Annotated in this window: 25 protein-coding genes; 20 read left to right on the top strand and 5 right to left on the bottom strand. The window is 42.2% G+C overall.

All coding sequences use genetic code 11. The features are described from left to right. Nucleotides 1-197: 197 nt before the first annotated feature. The 3 genes from BN1234_RS20800 (at nucleotide 198) to BN1234_RS20790 (ending at nucleotide 3,082) form a co-directional block, all read left to right on the top strand. On the top strand, nucleotides 198-1,166 hold the full coding sequence (locus BN1234_RS20800) for a GNAT family N-acetyltransferase (protein WP_054958549.1): 969 nt from the start codon (nucleotides 198-200) through the stop codon (nucleotides 1,164-1,166). Then, nucleotides 1,166-1,870, top strand: a complete 705-nt coding sequence (locus tag BN1234_RS20795) for a PIG-L deacetylase family protein (RefSeq protein WP_054958548.1) — start codon at nucleotides 1,166-1,168, stop codon at nucleotides 1,868-1,870. Before BN1234_RS20800 ends, BN1234_RS20795 begins: the two co-directional genes overlap by 1 nt. A 69-nt stretch (nucleotides 1,871-1,939) precedes the next feature. Beyond that, a complete protein-coding gene (locus BN1234_RS20790) occupies nucleotides 1,940-3,082 on the top strand; it encodes an exo-beta-N-acetylmuramidase NamZ family protein (protein WP_054958547.1) in 1,143 nt (380 codons plus the stop codon). A 95-nt stretch (nucleotides 3,083-3,177) separates the two neighbouring features. Here BN1234_RS20790 and BN1234_RS20785 read toward each other — a convergent pair whose 3' ends face one another. The 5 genes from BN1234_RS20785 to BN1234_RS20765 all read right to left on the bottom strand — a co-directional run bounded on the left by BN1234_RS20785 (nucleotide 3,178) and on the right by BN1234_RS20765 (nucleotide 7,312). Beyond that, nucleotides 3,178-3,522: an EamA family transporter gene (locus tag BN1234_RS20785; protein ID WP_054958546.1), complete on the bottom strand. Its 345-nt coding sequence runs from the start codon at nucleotides 3,520-3,522 to the stop codon at nucleotides 3,178-3,180. 1 nt (nucleotide 3,523) lies between these two features. Continuing rightward, the gene (locus tag BN1234_RS22060) at nucleotides 3,524-4,066 is read right to left on the bottom strand and encodes a DUF2304 domain-containing protein (RefSeq protein WP_082423311.1); all 543 of its coding nucleotides are present in this window, start codon (nucleotides 4,064-4,066) and stop codon (nucleotides 3,524-3,526) included. Next, nucleotides 4,056-4,808, bottom strand: coding sequence for a glycosyltransferase family 2 protein (locus BN1234_RS20775; protein ID WP_054958545.1), 753 nt, complete (start codon nucleotides 4,806-4,808; stop codon nucleotides 4,056-4,058). Before BN1234_RS20775 ends, BN1234_RS22060 begins: the two co-directional genes overlap by 11 nt. Continuing rightward, entirely contained in the window at nucleotides 4,783-6,057 is a 1,275-nt protein-coding gene (locus BN1234_RS20770) for an ArnT family glycosyltransferase (protein WP_054958544.1), read from the bottom strand. The genes BN1234_RS20775 and BN1234_RS20770 overlap by 26 nt, the downstream gene beginning before the upstream one ends. 448 nt (nucleotides 6,058-6,505) lie before the next feature. Next, a complete protein-coding gene (locus BN1234_RS20765) occupies nucleotides 6,506-7,312 on the bottom strand; it encodes a hypothetical protein (protein ID WP_054958543.1) in 807 nt (268 codons plus the stop codon). Nucleotides 7,313-7,493: 181 nt separating this feature from the next. On the opposite strand from BN1234_RS20765, the gene BN1234_RS20760 reads away from it, so the two are divergent. The 17 genes from BN1234_RS20760 (at nucleotide 7,494) to modB (ending at nucleotide 19,149) form a co-directional block, all read left to right on the top strand. After that, entirely contained in the window at nucleotides 7,494-8,009 is a 516-nt protein-coding gene (locus tag BN1234_RS20760; protein ID WP_054958542.1) for a DinB family protein, read from the top strand. 350 nt (nucleotides 8,010-8,359) lie between these two features. After that, the gene (locus tag BN1234_RS20755) at nucleotides 8,360-8,872 is read left to right on the top strand and encodes a GNAT family N-acetyltransferase (RefSeq protein ID WP_245640246.1); all 513 of its coding nucleotides are present in this window, start codon (nucleotides 8,360-8,362) and stop codon (nucleotides 8,870-8,872) included. A gap of 270 nt (nucleotides 8,873-9,142) precedes the next feature. Beyond that, entirely contained in the window at nucleotides 9,143-9,559 is a 417-nt protein-coding gene (locus BN1234_RS20750) for a GNAT family N-acetyltransferase (protein ID WP_245640242.1), read from the top strand. Nucleotides 9,560-9,895: 336 nt separating this feature from the next. Beyond that, nucleotides 9,896-10,504 carry a Type 1 glutamine amidotransferase-like domain-containing protein gene (locus tag BN1234_RS20745; RefSeq protein ID WP_054958540.1) on the top strand — a complete coding sequence of 203 codons (609 nt, stop codon included), beginning with the start codon at nucleotides 9,896-9,898 and terminating at the stop codon, nucleotides 10,502-10,504. Between the two features lie 130 nt (nucleotides 10,505-10,634). Further along, a complete protein-coding gene (locus BN1234_RS20740; RefSeq protein ID WP_245640245.1) occupies nucleotides 10,635-11,162 on the top strand; it encodes an AAA family ATPase in 528 nt (175 codons plus the stop codon). Nucleotides 11,163-11,416: 254 nt separating this feature from the next. Next, nucleotides 11,417-11,605, top strand: a complete 189-nt coding sequence (locus BN1234_RS23165; protein WP_370734275.1) for a GNAT family N-acetyltransferase — start codon at nucleotides 11,417-11,419, stop codon at nucleotides 11,603-11,605. Between the two features lie 169 nt (nucleotides 11,606-11,774). Then, nucleotides 11,775-12,068, top strand: coding sequence for a GNAT family N-acetyltransferase (locus BN1234_RS23160; RefSeq protein ID WP_054958538.1), 294 nt, complete (start codon nucleotides 11,775-11,777; stop codon nucleotides 12,066-12,068). Then, complete coding sequence (locus BN1234_RS23155) at nucleotides 11,999-12,322, top strand: GNAT family N-acetyltransferase (RefSeq protein WP_082423310.1); 324 nt, start codon at nucleotides 11,999-12,001, stop codon at nucleotides 12,320-12,322. The genes BN1234_RS23160 and BN1234_RS23155 overlap by 70 nt, the downstream gene beginning before the upstream one ends. A gap of 171 nt (nucleotides 12,323-12,493) precedes the next feature. Then, complete coding sequence (locus BN1234_RS20725; RefSeq protein ID WP_054958537.1) at nucleotides 12,494-13,072, top strand: hypothetical protein; 579 nt, start codon at nucleotides 12,494-12,496, stop codon at nucleotides 13,070-13,072. A gap of 66 nt (nucleotides 13,073-13,138) precedes the next feature. Next, nucleotides 13,139-13,609 carry a hypothetical protein gene (locus BN1234_RS20720; protein ID WP_054958536.1) on the top strand — a complete coding sequence of 157 codons (471 nt, stop codon included), beginning with the start codon at nucleotides 13,139-13,141 and terminating at the stop codon, nucleotides 13,607-13,609. 713 nt (nucleotides 13,610-14,322) lie between these two features. After that, on the top strand, nucleotides 14,323-15,363 hold the full coding sequence (locus tag BN1234_RS20710) for a serine hydrolase domain-containing protein (protein WP_054958534.1): 1,041 nt from the start codon (nucleotides 14,323-14,325) through the stop codon (nucleotides 15,361-15,363). A gap of 111 nt (nucleotides 15,364-15,474) precedes the next feature. Beyond that, a complete protein-coding gene (gene mobB, locus BN1234_RS20705) occupies nucleotides 15,475-16,068 on the top strand; it encodes a molybdopterin-guanine dinucleotide biosynthesis protein B (RefSeq protein WP_054958533.1) in 594 nt (197 codons plus the stop codon). Between the two features lie 44 nt (nucleotides 16,069-16,112). Beyond that, the gene (mobA, locus tag BN1234_RS20700; protein ID WP_054958532.1) at nucleotides 16,113-16,715 is read left to right on the top strand and encodes a molybdenum cofactor guanylyltransferase; all 603 of its coding nucleotides are present in this window, start codon (nucleotides 16,113-16,115) and stop codon (nucleotides 16,713-16,715) included. Between the two features lie 161 nt (nucleotides 16,716-16,876). Continuing rightward, on the top strand, nucleotides 16,877-17,107 hold the full coding sequence (locus BN1234_RS20695; protein WP_054958531.1) for a MoaD/ThiS family protein: 231 nt from the start codon (nucleotides 16,877-16,879) through the stop codon (nucleotides 17,105-17,107). 14 nt (nucleotides 17,108-17,121) lie between these two features. Then, a complete protein-coding gene (locus BN1234_RS20690) occupies nucleotides 17,122-17,607 on the top strand; it encodes a molybdenum cofactor biosynthesis protein MoaE (RefSeq protein ID WP_054958530.1) in 486 nt (161 codons plus the stop codon). A 54-nt stretch (nucleotides 17,608-17,661) separates the two neighbouring features. Continuing rightward, the gene (gene modA, locus BN1234_RS20685) at nucleotides 17,662-18,468 is read left to right on the top strand and encodes a molybdate ABC transporter substrate-binding protein (RefSeq protein WP_054958529.1); all 807 of its coding nucleotides are present in this window, start codon (nucleotides 17,662-17,664) and stop codon (nucleotides 18,466-18,468) included. A 6-nt stretch (nucleotides 18,469-18,474) separates the two neighbouring features. Next, nucleotides 18,475-19,149, top strand: coding sequence for a molybdate ABC transporter permease subunit (gene modB, locus BN1234_RS20680; protein WP_054958528.1), 675 nt, complete (start codon nucleotides 18,475-18,477; stop codon nucleotides 19,147-19,149). The last annotated feature ends 13 nt before the right edge of the window (nucleotides 19,150-19,162 follow it).

The following is a 19,162-nucleotide window of genomic DNA, read 5'->3' as shown; positions in this document are numbered from 1 at the left end:
CTCGGAGGAGCTCTTGCTATAGAAAAAGGCAGAAGCAGCGTCGATCTTATTCGTCAGTTGCCACACGTGAGTGTGAAGGCTCTGCCTACATCATCCGTTATAACGTCAGCATGAATGCTCAATTTATAATAAATAGCAATCGACGATGATGCTGTATTTGCTTATAGACCCGCCTTTAGGCGGAGGAGGTGACGCATATGATGGATACCTGGAAACAAGAGCATACACAAGCTGTCATTGATTTGTGGAATCAGGAAGCCGTTAAGGACGGATATAAGGAAATGACAGAGGAAAGCTTTGATCTTATATTTGTTTCCAATCCGTATTTTGACCCCTTGAACACGTTCGTTCTCTTGGAGGAGGGGCAGGTGAAAGGCTTTGCCTGCGGGTGTACCGGGGCTGACCTGCCGCTTGGAGAGGTCGCTGGTTACCTGACATGTATAGTCCTGTCTGATGCTTATCAAGGTGATGAGAATTTCAGGCTGATGCTGGATTCCGTAGAGAGCCGGTTCAGAGAGCTGGGCAAGAGGCAGGCTGAAGTGCTATTTTTCAATCCGATGCTGCTGCCCTGGTATATTCCGGATACACCGCAGCATGAGCATAACAATGCTCCGGGTGTGCCTGTGGACAGCAAGCTCTACCGTTTTCTTCTGCAAGAGGGGTACGTTGAGCGTGCCCTGGAATGTGCCATGTATTTGAATCTATCCGACTTTGAAGTTCCTGAAGATATCCGTAAGAAGGAAGAGCGCGCGGCGAATGAAGGGTATACGGTGGAACTGTTCGATGGAGCTAAACATAACGGTGTGGCTGATATGCTGAAGGCATTGAACAATCCGCTATGGGAGCGGGAAATCGGGCAATCCACTTCAAATGGAGTACCGGTTGTCATTGCTGCCCTTCATGGCAGGGTTGTTGGTTTCGCAGGTCCCGTCATTCGTCAGGAGAATGGTCGCGGTTATTTCGCCGGGATTGGCGTGGAGCCGGATCACGAGGGGCATGGGCTTGGAAGTATTTTATTCTTCAAGCTGTGTGAAGCATTTAAGAGGATAGGTACGGATTATATGTCACTGTATACCGGAGACAATAACCCAGCCATTCGGATATATGAGAAAGCCGGATTTCAAACTGTGAAGCAATTTTCAGTCATGCGAAGGGAGTTATCATAATGAGTGATTCTAAAATAACCGTTCTTGCCATTGGCGGACATGTTGGTGACGCAGAGCTTACAGCCGGTGGGGTACTGGCCCACCATTCATTGAAAGGAGATCACATTGTTACTTTGGCCTTAACAGCTGGTGAACGCGGCGTTCCTGCCGGACAGGACATGGCGGAATACCGGGAGCAGAAGGTTCGGGAAGCCAATGCTTTTGCTGATATGCTGGGCGGAGAAGCGATTGTATTCGATACACCAGACGGTGAGCTTAAGGATGATGAAGCAAACCGCTGGGCGGTATGTGATGTGATTCGCCGGGTGCGTCCGAATGTGATTATCACCCACTGGAAGAACAGTATGCATAAAGACCATATGACAACTCATCGCATTGTAAACGATGCCCGCTTCTATGCGAGCCTGTCCTCCTTCGAGCGTGAATTGCCGGCGCATTTTGCTTCCCGGTTGTATTATGCAGAGAACTGGGAGGATGCGGTTGACTATAAGCCGTATGTATATGTTGATTTCCCGAAAGAAGCATATGATCTGTGGGTAGAGGCGGTATCGCAGCACTGGTTCGTAACCGGCAGCAAGTCGTTCCCTTATCTGGAGTATTATAAGCACTTGGCGCGTGTGCGCGGAATTGAAGCTCGCAAGGAATATGCTGAAACGTTCATGGTTCCTGAAGAAACGAAACGTGTTCTGAAAAATGAGCTCTAGACGAAAATGACTGTAACAATTATTTGTTACGGTCTTTTTTGCAAGGAGCAGCAGAGGGGGAGAAAAGCGATGATTCGTAACGGGATTGATCGGATTCTTGAGGAGGCCCAGCTGTTTAAGGGAAAGCGACTTGGGCTTATAACAGCTCCAACAGGGCTAAATGATCGGTTTGAGTCCACGATTCAAATACTGCATGATAACTTTAATCTGGTGGCGCTGTTCTCACCTGAGCATGGAGTTCGGGGAGATCTGAACGCCGGAGCCATGGTCGATACATATACGGACCCAATTACAGGGGTTCCGGTGTACAGCTTGTACCGTAAAGACTCGAAGCGATTAACCTCTGATATGCTGGATGAAGTCGATATGGTCGTTTATGACATCCAGGATGTGGGGACCCGTTATTATACTTTCATTTATACGATGCTGTACGCATTGGAGGATTGCGCGAAAGCGGGAAAAGAGTTCGTCGTGCTTGATCGCATCAATCCACTGGATGGTGTTACAGTGGAGGGAAATATCCTGAAGGAAGGCTACCAGTCCTTCGTCGGGAATTATCCTCTTGCTGTCCGCTATGGATTAACTGCAGGTGAAATCGCCAGAATGGCGAATGAGCAGATGAACTGGAACGCCAAGCTGCACATCGTTGCCTGTGATGGATGGGACCGGAATATGCTGTTCACGGATACCGGCCGGCCTTGGATTATGCCGTCCATGGGTATTCCACGGTTCGATTCAGCACTGATCTATCCGGGAACTTGTCTATTCGAAGGAACGAATCTGTCGGAGGGAAGAGGTACAACCGCGCCATTCGAGATGATCGGTGCACCATTTATTGAGGCAGAGAAACTGGCCGCAGAGATGAATGGATTGGGGCTTCCGGGTGTCATGTTCCGTCCGGCGTATTTCAAGCCTGTCTTCTCCAAGTTTCAGGGAGAGCTGTGCCGTGGAGTTCAGGTGCATATCACGGACCAGCGAGCCCTTAGACCGCTTGAAACCGGTGTGCATTTGATGTATACGATCAAAAACAACTATGAGGACTTTTCATTCCTTCCACCGCTTAGGGAAGGATCAAGACCTTTCATCGATTTACTGGGTGGCGATCAAATATACCGCAGTGAATCGGTAAATGTGCCGGAATTGTTGGAACAATTCCGGGAGGAGAGCAGGGAATTTGAGCAGATGAAGCGGGAGTTTCATCTTTATGAATAGATAGGAACAGGGCTGAAGGTGGGTGTACCTTCAGCCCTGTTTTATTTAATAACGTAGAAATAATTCTGCTAGCACCTCTTAACACGATGAAATCGTTATTTGGCAGCAATAATAGTCGCTCCTATAACAATAACAGCAGCTCCGATCCAGCGATTCAGCGGGACGCTTTCTCCAAAGAAATACCAGGCTGCCACGATACCAAGGGCATACGCAAGGCTTTGGAGCGGATAGGCAAGACTCAGGGGAAGCCGGGACAGTACGAAAAACCAGAGTACCGTAGCCAGTCCATAAAATAAGATACCGGTCAGGATCAAAGGTGAAAACAAGACAGACAGGAAATTGCCAAGATGAATACCTCCATGCTGCTCCAAGCCTGTCTTCCAGACGAGCTGGCCAGCAACCAGAAGTATGATATTAAGAAACAACATGATATAAGCCATACTAATGAGTCCCCTTTCTCCCATGGTCATAAGCTGGATTAGCGGTAGAGGATGGCGATTGCGTAGATGAACCAGCTTGGTCATATGAATTATCTGAAGACGGGATGGAGCTTTGCGTGATACACGCTTGAGATATACCTTGCCCTTTATCCTCTATACCAGATGATCTGGAGTCCCCTGCGGCTTTATTCGCGATTTTTCTTTCAAGCTTATGTATGCGATCTTCCTGCAGGCCCAATGTTTGAGTTAACACTACCACCCGCTCTGCCAAAGAGGATACCGAGATTGTTAAATGCAATAAGACGAATAGTACTGCCACTATGCTCAGCAGATAAAGCAGCGAAGGGGCGTAGGAAATATCAAGCCATACCGCAAGCCTGTCCAAGAGGGATGGAAATGAGGACAAAACCATCATGATCAGGCTCATCAGAAGCCATAGCAAGGCGTACCTTTCCTTTAGCTTTCCTTTGCGAATCAGATATATGATAGTTCCGGCAAATGCTAAACTGATGCAGAAACTGACGAAAAAAACGTTAAACTTCATAGCGGTTTTCCCACGCTCTCTTTTTCATGGATTTCATAAGCAGGACAGACAGGATTACCTTGATCATGTAGTACACCGATTTCATCGCTGATATGCTCGATACACCGCCTATACGCTCATTCATGACGACAGGAATTTCCGTAAACGATAGTTCCCGGTTATACATCAGCATCAGTGCTTCCACTTCCGGGTAATCCGTCGGATATTCGCGGGAGAACAGGGAAATGGCGCGTTTTCCGCAGAAGCGGTAGCCCGAGGTTGGATCGGTAACGGTCTGACCGGTCAACAGGGTTAAGAGGGAGGACAGTAATTTGATTCCCATTTTGCGGGCAAAGGTTGACTGAAATCCTTCCTTCGTAATAAAGCGGGAGCCGATAACCATATCAACGCCAGTGTCTAGGATGGTGGACAGTAGACGATTTAGATCTTTAGGATTGTGCTGTCCATCACCGTCAATCTGCACAGCAAAGTCGTAATGGTATTCTTTCGCATAGCGGTAACCGGTTTGAACGGCTCCGCCGATTCCCAGATTACAAGTTAGGTCGATGACTTCGGCGCCTGCCGCTCTTGCGATCTGACTGGTATTGTCGCTGGATCCGTCGTTTATAACCAGAACATCTACAGCAGGTGCATCCTGACGAATCCGGCGGACTACTTGTTCAATGACTGCAGCCTCGTTATATGCCGGGACGATTACAAGTATTTTAAGCGGGGAATCAGGAGTTTCCGGTCGATTCGTCATGGATAACAGATCCTTTCTGTAAATGTGATTTTTTTATGTACCTATTCCAGGGCCAGCGTATGAAAGCGACAGCAGCCATGGTATCCAGAATGATGATGAGCGGCATTGACGTATAGTTATATCGGAATTCCGGTACGAAAGCCAGGCGAGTCACTGTCATGGTCACCAGGATCAGGGTAAGAAGCGTCACGGGCTTCCTCCACTTTATGAGTGCAGCAATCAGAGCGACCGGACAGAACCATACGAGTGCCGTGTGAAGCCTGCTGCCCCACGGATTCGAAAAAATAAAATAAAGCGGGGAATGACCACTGCCAGAATACATTTTTGAATAAGTGTACTTTAACTTGCCAGTGGTGTACCATTTCACAAACATCGATGTATGTTCGGTAAATCCGATTTTCAGGCGCTCTTTGGCTACTTCCATTTGAGTTTTACCTTCGCGGTCAACCAATCCATCATCGTAGTTCTTGTCCGGGTAGGTACCTGCAACGAATGGATTAACCTGTGTGGAAGCAATAACGAACTCGTTCAGAGTCACGATATTGCGGATCACCCAAGGCGAGAGGACGGTTCCTGCACCGATGCAGGTGAACAGCAGCAGCTTCAGCGTAAGCTTGAAATCCTTTTTCCAAAAATAATAAAAAACGTACGCCGGCGCAATCAGAATTAAAAATTCCGGGCGTGTAAGCACGAGCAGACCCATGGCAGCCCCGGTCAATAAAGCGGTGGTTCGCGTTTTCCTCTCAAAGGCGGAAAGCTGAAGGCGGATATATAGCATTAGAAAAAAGCACGCCAGCGTCTCGGTGAGAACGGCACCATTGCTCCAAATGAATGGAAGATATACGCTGCTTATGAGCAGCACAATGATCGAGACAGTCTGGCCCGCCAGTTTTCGGGCAATCGAGTATATCAGCCAGAGGGTGATCATACTGATTCCGACCTGGATATAACGGATATAAGGAAACGGATCGTTGTTTTGATAATCGACCATTTTGTAAACCGCAGCCATAAAGAGTGGATATCCCGGCGTAACTCTAGCATTTGGTTCCGTATCCTTGTACGCGTAGATTCCATCTTCAAGCAGCTGCCGAACCATGATGTCGTAGTTAACAGTGTCATGTGACACTTTATGTTTAACCGAGGCCACAAAGTCGAGGCGATAAAAAGCAGCAAGTGCGAAGATTAATATGACCATGGTTATGATCAGTGGTTTTTTAAATGTGGATATCTTAGATGTAAAGGTGTTCATAGCCTGTGGGTTGCTCCTTCCTGATGTCTATTGCCAAATCACGGGCATTACCCAAACGGGAAATTCGGACATGATTATACGGGAGAACGGTGCTGAAATGGTATGAAGATCCTCACCATTCGAATAAAGGAGTCGTGCGAAATGATTTCCAATAATGTTTAACATTTGCTCCGTGGGGAAGGAGATCAGCGGATGTTAATAGCATGATTCTTCATATTTTGGGAGAAGGAACAGCTTTAGATTACAGGGAAGGGTTCAAGGAGTTTCATCTATATAAATGCAAACAGGGCGGAAAGTGGGGTGCACTTTAAGCCCTGATTTGGGTTTGGATTACATATGGGTATGTTCAGCACCGTGAAGTGGGTTGATTTCTGGCTGTGAAGGTGTAACCATTACGATACTCATTAGAGAGAGTACCATAACAGAGGAGAGAATAATCTTCTTCAACTTATATCACCACCTTTCCACTAATGGTTGAAATGTGAGCTATAAATTGATCAAGCTGATTTTCTGTTGCATGGTTCCGAATAGATTCAAAGGAAACGAGTGCAAATTTATACAATTTATCGTTATCTGCCAGATGTGAGGACAACATTAAACGTAGAGTGTAATCAATGGCTTTGACATATTCTGCGTGATGGATTTTGTATTTAATGATTTGTACTAAGAAGGAGTGGTGGTAAGCCGTATAAACGAGTTCTTTAGGTGAATTGAGAATGGATTGGTTAATTTCTTGAGAAAATGAATGAATTATATGGTTTATATTCTGTCTATAAGTATTGGCCGCTTTTATAATTGAGCCCATACCAGGAAGTATTTCCTTCGGGTTACGCTTAAGAAAATCTACATAAGGATTCAGGATGCTAAAGTCACCAGATAGAAGAAGGATTTCGTAACGATTCGGTTCAGAAATATATTGATAATACTGCACCTCATCCAAGCTTACTTCATTAAGCTCTTCAAACCAGTGAAGATTAGCATATTGATCAATGCATTGCAATGCCGATTCGTAATTGCCAAGTTCCTTAAGTGCAAGACCTTTCATTAAGAGGCTGTATCCATAGTAATAAACGAGGGGTCGTTCTGTCTTGATCTTGTAAGTATAAGAGGACCTATTCTTATATAGGTAGGTCGTCTTTATGTATAGCTTATCGGATAAATCTACTAGCTGATCCCATAACTCTAGCGAATAGGTGAGCTTTAACATTTTGACAGCACTATCTAATGTAACCATATCAATTTCAATTTCATTCATTTGGGTCACATTCCTATATTTTACATATTAGTAGTATAATGAATAATGAATCATTGATCAATTGCTTGTTCTAGCATATTGGAGTGAAATATAAACTATAAAATATAAGGAAAAGTGATAGGAATAGGGCAACATTACATGGAAATGAAAGAGTAGAGTATTAACAAGAGGAGGTTATTGTATGAAGCGGCCTGCGGAGAATGAATACCCGGATTATTTTCATAACTATGTGAAGTTGGTGCCTGAAGGTAATTTACTGGATACGCTGGTAGAACAACAAAAGGTTATTCAAGAAATGATTCCAACCATTTCGGATTCCAAGGCGAACTTCCGGTATGCCCCGGGCAAATGGAGTGTAAAGGAAGTGTTCGGGCATATGATCGACACCGAGCGGATCATGAGCTACAGGCTTCTGCGAATCGCCAGAGGCGACAAGACACCTCTAGCCGGATTTGAAGAGAATTTCTATGTAGAACATGCCCATTATGATCAGCGCAGCCTGGATAGTCTGCTTGAAGAGTATGTTCCGGTGAGAAATGCGACCGTATCGTTGATGAACGGATTAGCAGAAGAGGCGTGGGGGAGAACAGGGATAGCGAATGATCTTCCGATTTCCGCTCGGGCGGTGGCTTATATTATAGCGGGGCATGAGTTGCATCATTTAGGGATTTTGAGGGAGCGGTATTTGGTGGGATAGGGTTAGTTAAGGTATGGGGGAAGGCACTGATGGGTGGTCAGTGTCTTTTTTGTTGTTTGAGGGTTGGTAGAGGGAATAGAGTGTGGATATTGTCATTATTCTAAATAAATGAGGAAATGTTGGGGGGAGGTCGTGTGTATAATTATTCTTGGGTGGTATAATTAGGAAATCTAAATCAAAGGTGATTGTATGAACAGAATTGAAGAATAGTTGTTTGAAAATAGCGGGGAAGAATAAGAATTACGTATATCTACTAAATGATGAAGTATTTAAGAAGTTCGTAGATAATTAGTTATGTGAAATTATTGTAAAAACAATAAAGACAATAAAACTGATCTTCGATTTTGGAGGTGAAATCTTTGAATATAAGAATCTTGAATGAATCAGATGCTCAACAGTACCAGGAACTTAGACTAACTGGATTAAAGACAAATCCGGAAGCTTTTGGTTCAACATATGAAAGAGAATCAAAATTTTCATTAGAAACTGTAATTGATCGAATCAGACCTACGAGTGACAAGTTTGTATTAGGAGCATTTAATGAATTCGGTTTGCTACATGGGATCGTAGCTCTTGTTCGAGAAACTGGCATGAAAACTACTCACAAGGCTAACGTTTTTGGTATGTACATATCAAAAGAAAAGAGAGGAAAAGGTATAGGAAAAACACTCATGTATGAATTAATCGAAATTGCAAGGAAGATTGAAGGGCTAGAACAATTGAAATTGAGTGTTGTATCTGACAACGAACCAGCAAAGAAATTATACAATTCAATTGGTTTTAAGACCTATGGTATAGAACCAAATGCTTTAAAATTTATTGGAGAATATTATGATGAAGACTTGATGGTGTTTAAATTATAAATTCCATTTCAAATATATGTGAAAATAACTTGAAGTGGGCAATAACAACTTATAACAATGTGTTAACGCATCGTCAGACAAACCGCTTCGGTCCCGGAAGATAAGTCGAAGAAGCAATTGCCGGGACACATCCGCACCACCTAAACCGCATTGCGGCCGCCCTTCGGGCTTAAGGTGGTGGGACGTCGTGAACACGGAAACGTTAACTGAAATCGACAGAAAGAGGATAAAAAATGAAAAGTCCGATATCAATAAAGCAACTCACAAAACATGAAGAAGCATCTTTATTGGATATTGAATTCTCAAAAAGATATCCGTGGGTATTCATCGAAGGATTATTTCTATAAGTGCCTGGAAGATAATAAACAAGGCAATAGAGTTACTTTACTGGCTTATTATGAAGGAACAATAGCAGGCTGTTGCCACTTATTGTTTACTTCAGAATATCCAAATTTCAAAAGAGATAATATACCCGAGATAAATGACTTAAATGTATTTCCGGAGTTCAGAAGAATGGGAATCGCAAGCAAAATGTTTGATGAGTTTGAAAGAATAGCTTTAAAGAGATCTAGATATATTGGTTTAGCAGTAGGGATTTATAAAGATTATGGAAGTGCTCAAATCATGTACAACAAGCGAGGTAATGTGATGGATGGAAATGGAATTTTCTACAAAACATTGAAGTAAAAGCTGGGGAGCAAGTGATGGTAGATGACGATTTGTTTTTTTATTTAATTAAAGAACTAGTTGAATGACATATGAATGTGATTCGAAGAAGTGTCGACTTCAGTTAACATTATATTCACACTGCGGGTCGGCTGATAACGATTTGGTCAGCTGATGCATTCCGAGGAAGTGAGTCAGGCGGACAACTTTGTGAACCTAACCGCAGTCGCAGCCGGAGCAGCTAAAGCTACCTTAAGGTTCTCGGGCTCGTGAATACGGGAACGTTAGCAGAAATCAGGGGAATGCCTAATCAAGTCATGAAAATTAAACCAAACTATTTTAGAACGGGGGCTTTCAATGGCTAGATTGTTACTAACCTCCTGTGGATTTTATACAGAGGCAATTAAAAATCAATTTTTAAATTTTATTGATAGAGATATTAATCAATTAAAGGTCTCTATTATTACAACAGCATCACCTATGAAAGAAAATAATAGATATGCACAGCAGGCAATGATGGATTTTAAAGGGATGGGATTTCAGGAGATTGATTTCATAGATATAGAATTTGATAACCCGGAAATCCTCAAGCATAAAGATGTCATATATATTAATGGTGGAAATCCATTTAGTTTGTTGTTCCATGCTAAGAAAAGTGGTGCTGATATAATATTTAAAACACTGGTCTCACAGAATGTAATTATTATTGGAGTAAGCGCGGGAGCGCTATTACTTGGCCCTCATATTAATATCGTTCATTTTTTTACTCCACAGATGAATACATTGGATTTAACCGATTTTAAGGCATTAGGTTTAACTGACAAGCTTATTTTCCCTCACTACGATAGAGAGGATGTATTCAAAGATAGTTCTAATAAAACAATTGAAGAGAGACTAATTGAATTCGAAACCATTGAGAAATGTAAAGTGACAAGGCTTAAAGATGATCAATTTATCTCAATATAATTAGGAGACCCTTCGGACTCAGCGCTACACGCCTTAAGCTAGTGAGGGTTCGTGTATTCAACAACGTTATGTGAAATCAGTCAAGTGCTTAATGCAAACCTAAACCAGAAGGAATGATGACTTGATTATTATGATTAATGGATCGTTTGGATCTGGAAAGACTTCGGCTTCTCAAAAGCTGCAGCAGCTAATTCCTAATAGTATGATTTATGATCCTGAAGAAATTGGATATATGTTAAGAAAAATCATAGCAGAAGACATCTACTTTGAAGAAGAACGAACTGATGATTTTCAGGATATAGAACTATGGAGAATACTTGTAGTGCAGACAGCTCAAGAATTAATGAATAGGTATAAGAAGCACCTTATTGTTCCAATGACAATTTATAAGTCTGAAAATTTCAATTACATATTAAATGGATTTAGAAGCATTGATCGAGATACTGTTCATTTTTGCCTCATAGCATCTGAGGAAACAATCAAAAAACGAATTGAAAAACGCGGAGACAAATTTGATGTTTGGTACCAGAAGCAAACAAACGCAGGTGTAAATTCATTTAGAGATATTAAATTTCAAGAACATATTGACACAGAAAATAAAGATACAGAAGAAGTTACAAAAATAATTCTAAGAAAGATTTCAAAGATAAATATGTAAGTAATTCATCGAGCGGGACGCGTTTACCCCTTGGTTTGCCAAGACTAAGGAATTTCACTGCGGAGCAAATTTAATTTCAATAAGGGAGAATATATGGAAATAAAACTTGTCTCTGTAGGTTTGGAACAAAAAGATACATTAATCAATTTATATCAATTGTATGAATATGATTTTAGTAAATATACTAATCGGGATGTACATATGAATGGAAGGTATGAGATCAACCTGGATTTTTATTGGGAAGGCGATGGCAGATGGAACCCTTTTTTTTTGTAGTAGATGGTTCAATCGCTGGTTTTTTGGTAGTTCTATTTGAAAACATGGATATTGATCCAGATCCGACGAATCTGATATACGACTTTATGATTTTGGAGAAGTACAGAAGGTTAGGTATAGGTCGTAGAGCTGCAGTTGAGGCATTCAAAATGTATGACGCAGAGTGAGCTGTTTCACAGATGGAAGTAAATATACTGGCCATAGCCTTTTGGAGAAGCGTAATAAAAGAGTTTAAAGAAGGTAATTACACTGAAAGCTATAGAGCAGAACGAAAAAAAATATGTACATGAATTCAGTACAAAGATCTAACAGCTTAATTATTGGGGGAGAAATAGTGTGCTGATACATACAGGGACGATAACATTACAAACCGACCGATTAGTATTGCGGCAATTTAAACATAGTGATGCTAAGGTTGTATATCAGAACATGACGAGTGATTGTATTATGACAAAGTACTTGTCATGGAATACTCATGAGTCTTTGGAAGAAATGACAGAATTGCTTTCAAGATGGATATCTAAATATGAGGATACAGAATATTACCGTTGGGCAATTGAATATCTGGTTCCATTCATTTTCTTGATATATCAAACCAGTCACTGCGATGTGAGCTTGGATATTATATAGGGTCAAAATGGTGGGGCAAGGGTATAGTAACTGAGGCTTCGAAAGAAGTAAGCAGATTTGCATTTGAAAAACTAGGAATGAATAAGATTATGGCCTGGCATCATTCAAAAAATGTTGCATCAGGAAAAGTGTTAATTAATCTTGGCATGATTCTAGAAGGAGTACTAAGGAGAGATACAAAGTTAAAAAACGGGGAGTTTAGCGACGTTAATACATATGGACTGCTATACGAAGAATGGAGCCTACAAAACTGAATATAAAACATTCAACGATACGGGGTTCAGTTATTCGAAGAAGACGTTAAAAACCGTAACTACACATCTACGCATCCGATAACAACTTTGGTTGCACGCGAAAAAACCCGATGACGTAGGGTTGCTCTTTTTTCACAACTAGATATAAAGAGGGATCATTGGGGGGCTCATATGAAGAAGCTGATCGTTATTTTAGCTGCAATTGTTGTCATTAGTGCAGGAATTTTTCTAATCATCGATCTATATCCTAAAGACGTTAATATACATGCACAAGGACTTAAATATCGACTAGGAACCAGCGATAAAGGTGAAGAGAAGTTTGTGAACGTGGATATTGAAGGCAAGGTACACAAAAGCATCACGGGTAAAAGAACATTTACTGGCCAAGTAAATATTGAGGGAGAAGAAATCCCTGTTCCGGAAGATCAGAGAACTTTAAAAGATGTACCGATGATGGATGGTAATTTGATTGCTCTTATGTATCCGTTTTTTAAATATAATTCACAGAATGGTGCCGTTATTAGCTCAGGAAGTTATCATTATGGCATGTTAGCCTTCAGTAGCGATTTCAGCCAGGCAACGATTTTATTGGCAGAACCACCTCAGGATGGTCAAAAGGAAGGCTCGTACGAATCTTGGAATGGGGATTATGGGCGAATGGTAACTGTACCAGCAAGCAATAGAGATGATGCTATTCGAATCACTAATGAGTTATTGAAGGAAACATACCGCGGATATAAATTCAAATAATTTTTTAACATAATTAGCGAACTTATCTTGATCACATTACGTCTCCTTAATTAGGAGGGTGATGATGTGAGTAGAAAGTTATTGCTTATTTTGTGTTTGATGCTATTTATGTTAAGTGCATGCGCTTCTAAAGAAGAAACATCTAGTCAAAATTTAGGCAGCGAACCACCACAACCCCAATTAACGACCTCAGATGGAAAGTCAATTCAAGTACATCAGAGTTCCTATTGTTGGAGTGCTAGATGCGTTGATTATATAGGTCCAGAAGACATGTTAAAAGATGAAGCAAAAGACATCGTTAAAGCTAATGCTGAAGTGACTATACAGATCGAAGGTAAACAGCCTACTGAATTATATCTATCCACACATAATAAGGACGAAATCAATCAAGAGCAAATTACTGACAATCAGTTTAAGGCTCCAAGTGAAGAAGGAATTTACTATTATTCTCTTTCAGCATTTTGGCTGCTTGATAAAGACAAGAGGATCAGTGAGGGCTCTTCAAGTTACGTGTTCGCGATTGAAGTTAAGGAATAGATATAGGAAGAGGGGATTATTTTGATTATATTTATGCAAATGTTCTCTATATTTTTAATATTTTTGTTTATTTTGGGCTTGATTATATTTGTAAGCAAAATAGTTCAGCATATGCGAAACACAAAGGAAACCTTGAAAAGAATCGAAGAGAAAATAGATAAGTTGAATGAAAGAGGGCATTATTAAGTTCGTTTATCGAGCCCCACACAGTATCAACGTAAGTAAATTGAAAGAGAGGTACCATGAAGAAACCTACAGTTCGTCATCTGCTTGGTATGGTTTATTTATTAACAATTTTTGGGGCATGTCTTCGATTCACTTACGGTCTATTTTATGTGTTTTGGAATATCAAGAATACGCAAGCTATTATTACTGATGTTACATTTAATCTATTCAAGATTGAGGTCATCACCTCCCAGCAAAATTATCAGATTCACATGCTGCCGACGTATGCCATATCTATAGTTATATTGATATATCTGGTTGGAAATGCAGTGACTTATATAAAATATACTAGGCACGAAAATAGAAAAGCTGATACATAAAATTAGTGCTGCCCTTCCTATTAGCAAAACTATTAAGAAGGGTCTTTTTTTTGTACTGAGAAGGCAGCAATATTCTTTCCAAAAAAAATACGGATCCCCCCCTTTTGAAACGTCTCAATCTACGTGTTACCATAGATATGAATATACATATAGATGGAGGTCGCAGGAGTGAGCGGAAATTCAATTTCATTTGAACGGATTTTTCAGACTGTGCAGCAGTATGTACAGGATAAGAAATGGCCATCGGCTGTTTTTGGGGTAACGAATAAGGATCGCATACTGGACGTACGCTCGTTTGGTCCTGATCCGAACGGGAAGAGTGTTGATAGTTCAACCATTTATCCCGTCTTCTCCATCACGAAACCAATGATAGGCTTATGTATTATGCAGCTCTGGGAACAAGGGCTAGTGCATCCCGGGCAGCTGATTACAGATATCATCCCGGAATTTCATGAGCATGGAAAAGACAAGCTTCGATTGTGGCATTTGCTCACCCATACTTCAGGATTGGATCAATCCCATGCAGCTGCATGGGCGCAGGGAAAGGGCGAGCCGGATGGGATGACTCATCCCAAGATGTTCGCTGCTCTGAAAAACAGCCAATTACAGGGTACGCCAGGAACAATCGTCAATTATAACAATATGGCATTCACCCTTCTTGCTGAAATCATTGAACGTGTAACTGGAGAGAGCTATGACAGCTATCTTCAATCTCATGTTTTTGAACCGCTTGGTATGAAGGATACGAATTTTGGTGGACCTGCGCTGGATCAGAACCGTTTAGCGTATGTAGCAGGTGCAGAAGCTATGGGTGCTCAGATGGATCTGTTGATGGAGGCCAAGTTACCTTCGGGCGGATTGTTTAGCACAGCGGATGACTTGCTTAAATTTGCTAGAGTCATGATGAATGAGTCTCGTTATGACCAGGACCGCCGATTGATTCAGCCGCTGACCTTTAAGCAGATGATTACGCCTCAGACGCTTCACCTCGAGGATGTGGATTCGGATTATGGATTCGTATGGAAGATGCCTGTTCGGCACAAAGGCTATATTGTGCGAAATATATACGGTCATAATGGAATGGGAGGCTGCATGATGTGGGTTTATCCGGAGCAAGAAGTGGCTTTTGTCCTCATGACAGCGCAGCTCGCTCCTGGAGTAGATAATATCCATATTCATAATGTGTTTTCCTCTTGCTTCAATTCATAATTAGCACAACAACCCACCTTACGAAAGCGGAAGCGAGTAGAAGGTGGGTTTCTAATGATATGATGTCAGTGCAGCAAGCAGCGGAGGATCGAATGGAAAGGAGCAACAAGTGTGGATTCTAGTACTCGGACTCAGCAAGGGTGTATAACAACGGCTCGGCAAAATAAGAGTACACCTGTATTACAAATCATAGGTTACAAGAACAGTGGCAAAACGGCTCTTTCATGCCAATTGATTGCAGCCCTAACGGCAAAAGGAATCCGGGTTGGATCTGCGAAGCATGATGCGCATGGTTTTGAGTTGGATGATGAGGGGACGGACAGTTCCAGACATCTCGGCAGTGGAGCTGTACAAACCGTATTAACTTCTAAGACCGCTACCCGTATGATGCGTCCAAGTGAAGTCCATTTAGAAGAAATTGCTGCTATGATGCAAGGGACGGTCGATATTATCATCGCTGAAGGCTTCAAAACAGCCCCTTTCCCCAAAATAGCTCTCCTCCGAGATCAACAGGATCTGGAGAGTCTGCATCAGCAGGCTTCTAATATAAAACTGTTCATTAGTTGGCAGTCTTCCTTATGCGAAGAAGCCTACCGAACGGAACTAGATTCATACGGTTACTCCGATATTCCTATCATACATATTCATAATGAAGAAAGTGTTCTTAAACAGTCTATGTCCCTCGCATTATCTCTACTAAAATAGGATTACAATGGCTCAGATAATATGGAAGGGGGCGGATTCCTTTGATGACAGGAGTTATTCTTGCGGGAGGTCGCAATTCCCGTATGTCAGGTCAAAACAAAGCTTTTCTGAAGATGGATGGAGAGCTCTTTGTTGAAAGACAAATAAGAGAGATGCGGAAGGTTTGCAAGCAGTTAATTATCATTGCGAACGATCCTTTTGCTTACGACTTTTTGATCAATGAAGATATTATCTGTGTTCCGGATATATATACAGGGCATGGTCCACTTAGCGGATTTCATGCTGCTTTTTCTAATGTGGATATGGAATATGCTTGGGTTGTAGGCTGTGATTATCCGATGCTGTCTGCACCAGCTGCGCAGTATATGTTGTCCAGGTTAGCGGCCGGTCAGTATGATGCTGTGATCCCCATTGTGGGCGGGATGCACCAAATGCTGCATGGGGTCTATCGTCCGAAGCGGTTACTGCCTCTCATTACGGACAGACTAGAGACTCGTCAGTATCGCTTATCCGGACTGTTAGATGGGATCTCCTGGCGGGGACTTGAAGAGCAAGAATGGCATGAACAAGGAATAGATACTCAATTCGCAGAGGACGTTGACACAACAGAGCAATATGCAGCCCTGCTTAACCAGAGAAACAGCTGAGGTAACTGTGAAGCCTGATCATTACAGCTGCCAAGACTATTTTTCGACAGATGATTCTTTTTTTTGCTGGACAAACACGTTGACTCATTGTTTACTTTAAATTATGCCTAAGCAATACCCGTGCTAAAAGTTATGAATGATGGTCAGAAAAGGTGATGGATATGAAAATATTATGTTTTGCCCATTTAAGTGAACAGCTTGGAACCTCGTCTCTGGATTTAGATCTTGGTTCCATGACGGTGGCTGAATTTCGTAAAGAAATGAAGAAGCGTTATCCCAAGCTGCAGCTTGACCACGTTATGATCGCGGTTAACGAACAGTTCGAAGACGAGTTATTTGTGATCCAGCCTAACGATACGGTTGCCATGCTTCCGCCAGTTAGCGGGGGTTAGGGAGGGATGACAACATGAACACTCCGTTATTTGTAATTACGGATAAGCCCATTCAACCTGAAAAAGTAACCGAGAAGGTGAAACGGAGGGAAGCGGGGGCGATTACTCTTTTTCTAGGTACAGTCAGGGAATTCACCCAGGGCAAACGGACCTTGTATCTTGAATATGAGGCATATCCATCAATGGCAGTGAAACAATTAGAGCGTATTGGTGAAGAAGTTCGTGAGCGCTGGCCGGATACGCTGGCAGCTGTTACCCACCGTGTAGGTCGTCTTGAAATTTCAGATATTGCGGTTGTCATTGCAGTCTCCTCGCCGCATCGAAAATCCGCCTATGAAGCAAATGAATACGTGATTGAACGGATCAAACAGATTGTACCCATCTGGAAAAAAGAGTTCGGGGAAGACGGTTCTGAATGGATTGGCGATCAGCTGAATCAAGTGAGTTATCCGGAAGGCCGCCCATTGCTTGATGGTGTTGAACAAGAAAAAATGAGATAAATGAGGCTGAATTTGCGCTGCGAATGTCAAACTGGCGGTTGGAAAGGGAGCACAATGGTTTTTTTAAAAGGAAAAAATACAAGTGTACTCGTACTTTTGTTTATAATGCTGTGGTTAACAGGCTGTGGAACGAAGCAGACAGAGAATGACCGCCTTGCCTCACAAACAGAGATTACCGTTTCTGCCGCTGCCAGTCTAACCGATGCCCTGCAGGAAATTAAGAAGAATTATCTGGAGGAGCATCCTGAGGTGAAAATAAACTTCAATTTAGGCGGATCTGGCTCTTTACAGCAGCAGATTGTGCAAGGGGCGCCGGTGGATCTTTTTATACCAGCATCCGAGAAATATATGAACACCTTGGTAGACAAAGGGCTAATTGATCAGGGAGAACAGGTAAGCCTGTTATCGAATGAGCTAACCGTGATCACTCATGCGAATGAGGGAATTACGATCCAAGGTCCGGGTGATCTTTTAGATGATGAGGTTCGTAAGATTGCTATTGGTATTCCTGAATCGGTGCCTGCAGGTAAATATGCGAAAGAGGCACTTGAACATACTGGAGTGTGGGAAGTATTACTGCCGAAGATGGTACAGGCTAAGGATGTTCGTCAGGTTCTGCAATATGTAGAGACGCGTAATGTGGAGACAGGTATGGTATACAAGACAGATGCACTTTCTTCTGATGAGGTAAAAATAGCATACACGATGGATTTCTCAACCTATTCACCAATTGTGTATCCGATGGGAATCATTCGTACCAGTAAACATAAGCAGGGAGCAATGGACTTTTACAATTATCTGAGATCCGAGGAAGCGATGAATGTCTTCGTGAAATACGGATTTTCAGGTCCAGGTGTGTGAGTACATATGATTCATATTGATATCGACTGGATGCATTTATGGAGTCCCATACGTTTATCTCTGCAGGTTGCCGCTATTTCAAGTGTTGTTAGTACATGTATCGGTATTATTTTGGCATGGCAGATGTCCATTCGCAAAATACGGGGCAAAGTGATCATCGATACGATCTTTATGCTTCCGCTTGTGTTACCTCCGACGGTGGTTGGCTTTTTGCTGCTTGTTATGCTTGGCAGGAACAGCTGGATTGGACAGCTTTTTGATGTGCTGTTTTCTAGTTCTATTATTTTTACGTGGGGGGCAGCTGTTATCTCATCGGTTGTTGTGTCATTCCCGCTCGTATATCAGACGATGAAGACGGGGATAAGGGCGATCGATCAAAGCCTTATAGATGCTGCTCGTTCTAATGGGGCAAATGAATGGCAGATTTTTCGTCATATCACCTTGCCGCTGTCCTTTCCTTCGATTATGACCGCCTATATTCTCAGCTTCGCCCGCAGTCTTGGAGAATTCGGGGCAACCTTGATGATTGCAGGCAACATACCAGGCAAGACACAAACGGTGCCAACGGCCATATATGTCGCTGTGGATTCTGGAGAAATGACAATGGCTTGGGTATGGACGATCTCAACGATTTTGATATCATTTATGCTCTTGTTCCTGACTGGAGTTAAGAAAGCGTAATAGGAGAAGCAAC

The sequence above is a fragment of the Paenibacillus dakarensis genome (assembly GCF_001373415.1).
Taxonomy (GTDB): domain Bacteria; phylum Bacillota; class Bacilli; order Paenibacillales; family Paenibacillaceae; genus Paenibacillus_AQ; species Paenibacillus_AQ dakarensis.
The sequence above is the reverse complement of the archived record's forward strand: the minus strand, read 5'-3'. Positions and strand labels throughout refer to the sequence as shown.

Coding starts and splice junctions, on each gene's coding strand:
- BN1234_RS20760 (WP_054958542.1), top strand. CDS start 7,494: ATGAAGCGGCCTGCGGAGAATGAATACCCGGATTATTTTCATAACTAT.
- BN1234_RS20770 (WP_054958544.1), bottom strand. CDS start 6,057: ATGAACACCTTTACATCTAAGATATCCACATTTAAAAAACCACTGATC.
- BN1234_RS20775 (WP_054958545.1), bottom strand. CDS start 4,808: ATGACGAATCGACCGGAAACTCCTGATTCCCCGCTTAAAATACTTGTA.
- BN1234_RS20725 (WP_054958537.1), top strand. CDS start 12,494: ATGAAGAAGCTGATCGTTATTTTAGCTGCAATTGTTGTCATTAGTGCA.
- modB (WP_054958528.1), top strand. CDS start 18,475: ATGATTCATATTGATATCGACTGGATGCATTTATGGAGTCCCATACGT.
- BN1234_RS20765 (WP_054958543.1), bottom strand. CDS start 7,312: ATGAATGAAATTGAAATTGATATGGTTACATTAGATAGTGCTGTCAAA.
- BN1234_RS20695 (WP_054958531.1), top strand. CDS start 16,877: ATGAAAATATTATGTTTTGCCCATTTAAGTGAACAGCTTGGAACCTCG.
- BN1234_RS20795 (WP_054958548.1), top strand. CDS start 1,166: ATGAGTGATTCTAAAATAACCGTTCTTGCCATTGGCGGACATGTTGGT.
- BN1234_RS22060 (WP_082423311.1), bottom strand. CDS start 4,066: ATGAAGTTTAACGTTTTTTTCGTCAGTTTCTGCATCAGTTTAGCATTT.
- BN1234_RS20740 (WP_245640245.1), top strand. CDS start 10,635: ATGATTAATGGATCGTTTGGATCTGGAAAGACTTCGGCTTCTCAAAAG.
- BN1234_RS23165 (WP_370734275.1), top strand. CDS start 11,417: ATGGAACCCTTTTTTTTTGTAGTAGATGGTTCAATCGCTGGTTTTTTG.
- modA (WP_054958529.1), top strand. CDS start 17,662: ATGGTTTTTTTAAAAGGAAAAAATACAAGTGTACTCGTACTTTTGTTT.
- BN1234_RS20800 (WP_054958549.1), top strand. CDS start 198: ATGATGGATACCTGGAAACAAGAGCATACACAAGCTGTCATTGATTTG.
- BN1234_RS20745 (WP_054958540.1), top strand. CDS start 9,896: ATGGCTAGATTGTTACTAACCTCCTGTGGATTTTATACAGAGGCAATT.
- BN1234_RS20785 (WP_054958546.1), bottom strand. CDS start 3,522: ATGGCTTATATCATGTTGTTTCTTAATATCATACTTCTGGTTGCTGGC.
- BN1234_RS20750 (WP_245640242.1), top strand. CDS start 9,143: ATGAAGAAGCATCTTTATTGGATATTGAATTCTCAAAAAGATATCCGT.
- BN1234_RS20790 (WP_054958547.1), top strand. CDS start 1,940: ATGATTCGTAACGGGATTGATCGGATTCTTGAGGAGGCCCAGCTGTTT.
- BN1234_RS20690 (WP_054958530.1), top strand. CDS start 17,122: ATGAACACTCCGTTATTTGTAATTACGGATAAGCCCATTCAACCTGAA.
- mobA (WP_054958532.1), top strand. CDS start 16,113: ATGACAGGAGTTATTCTTGCGGGAGGTCGCAATTCCCGTATGTCAGGT.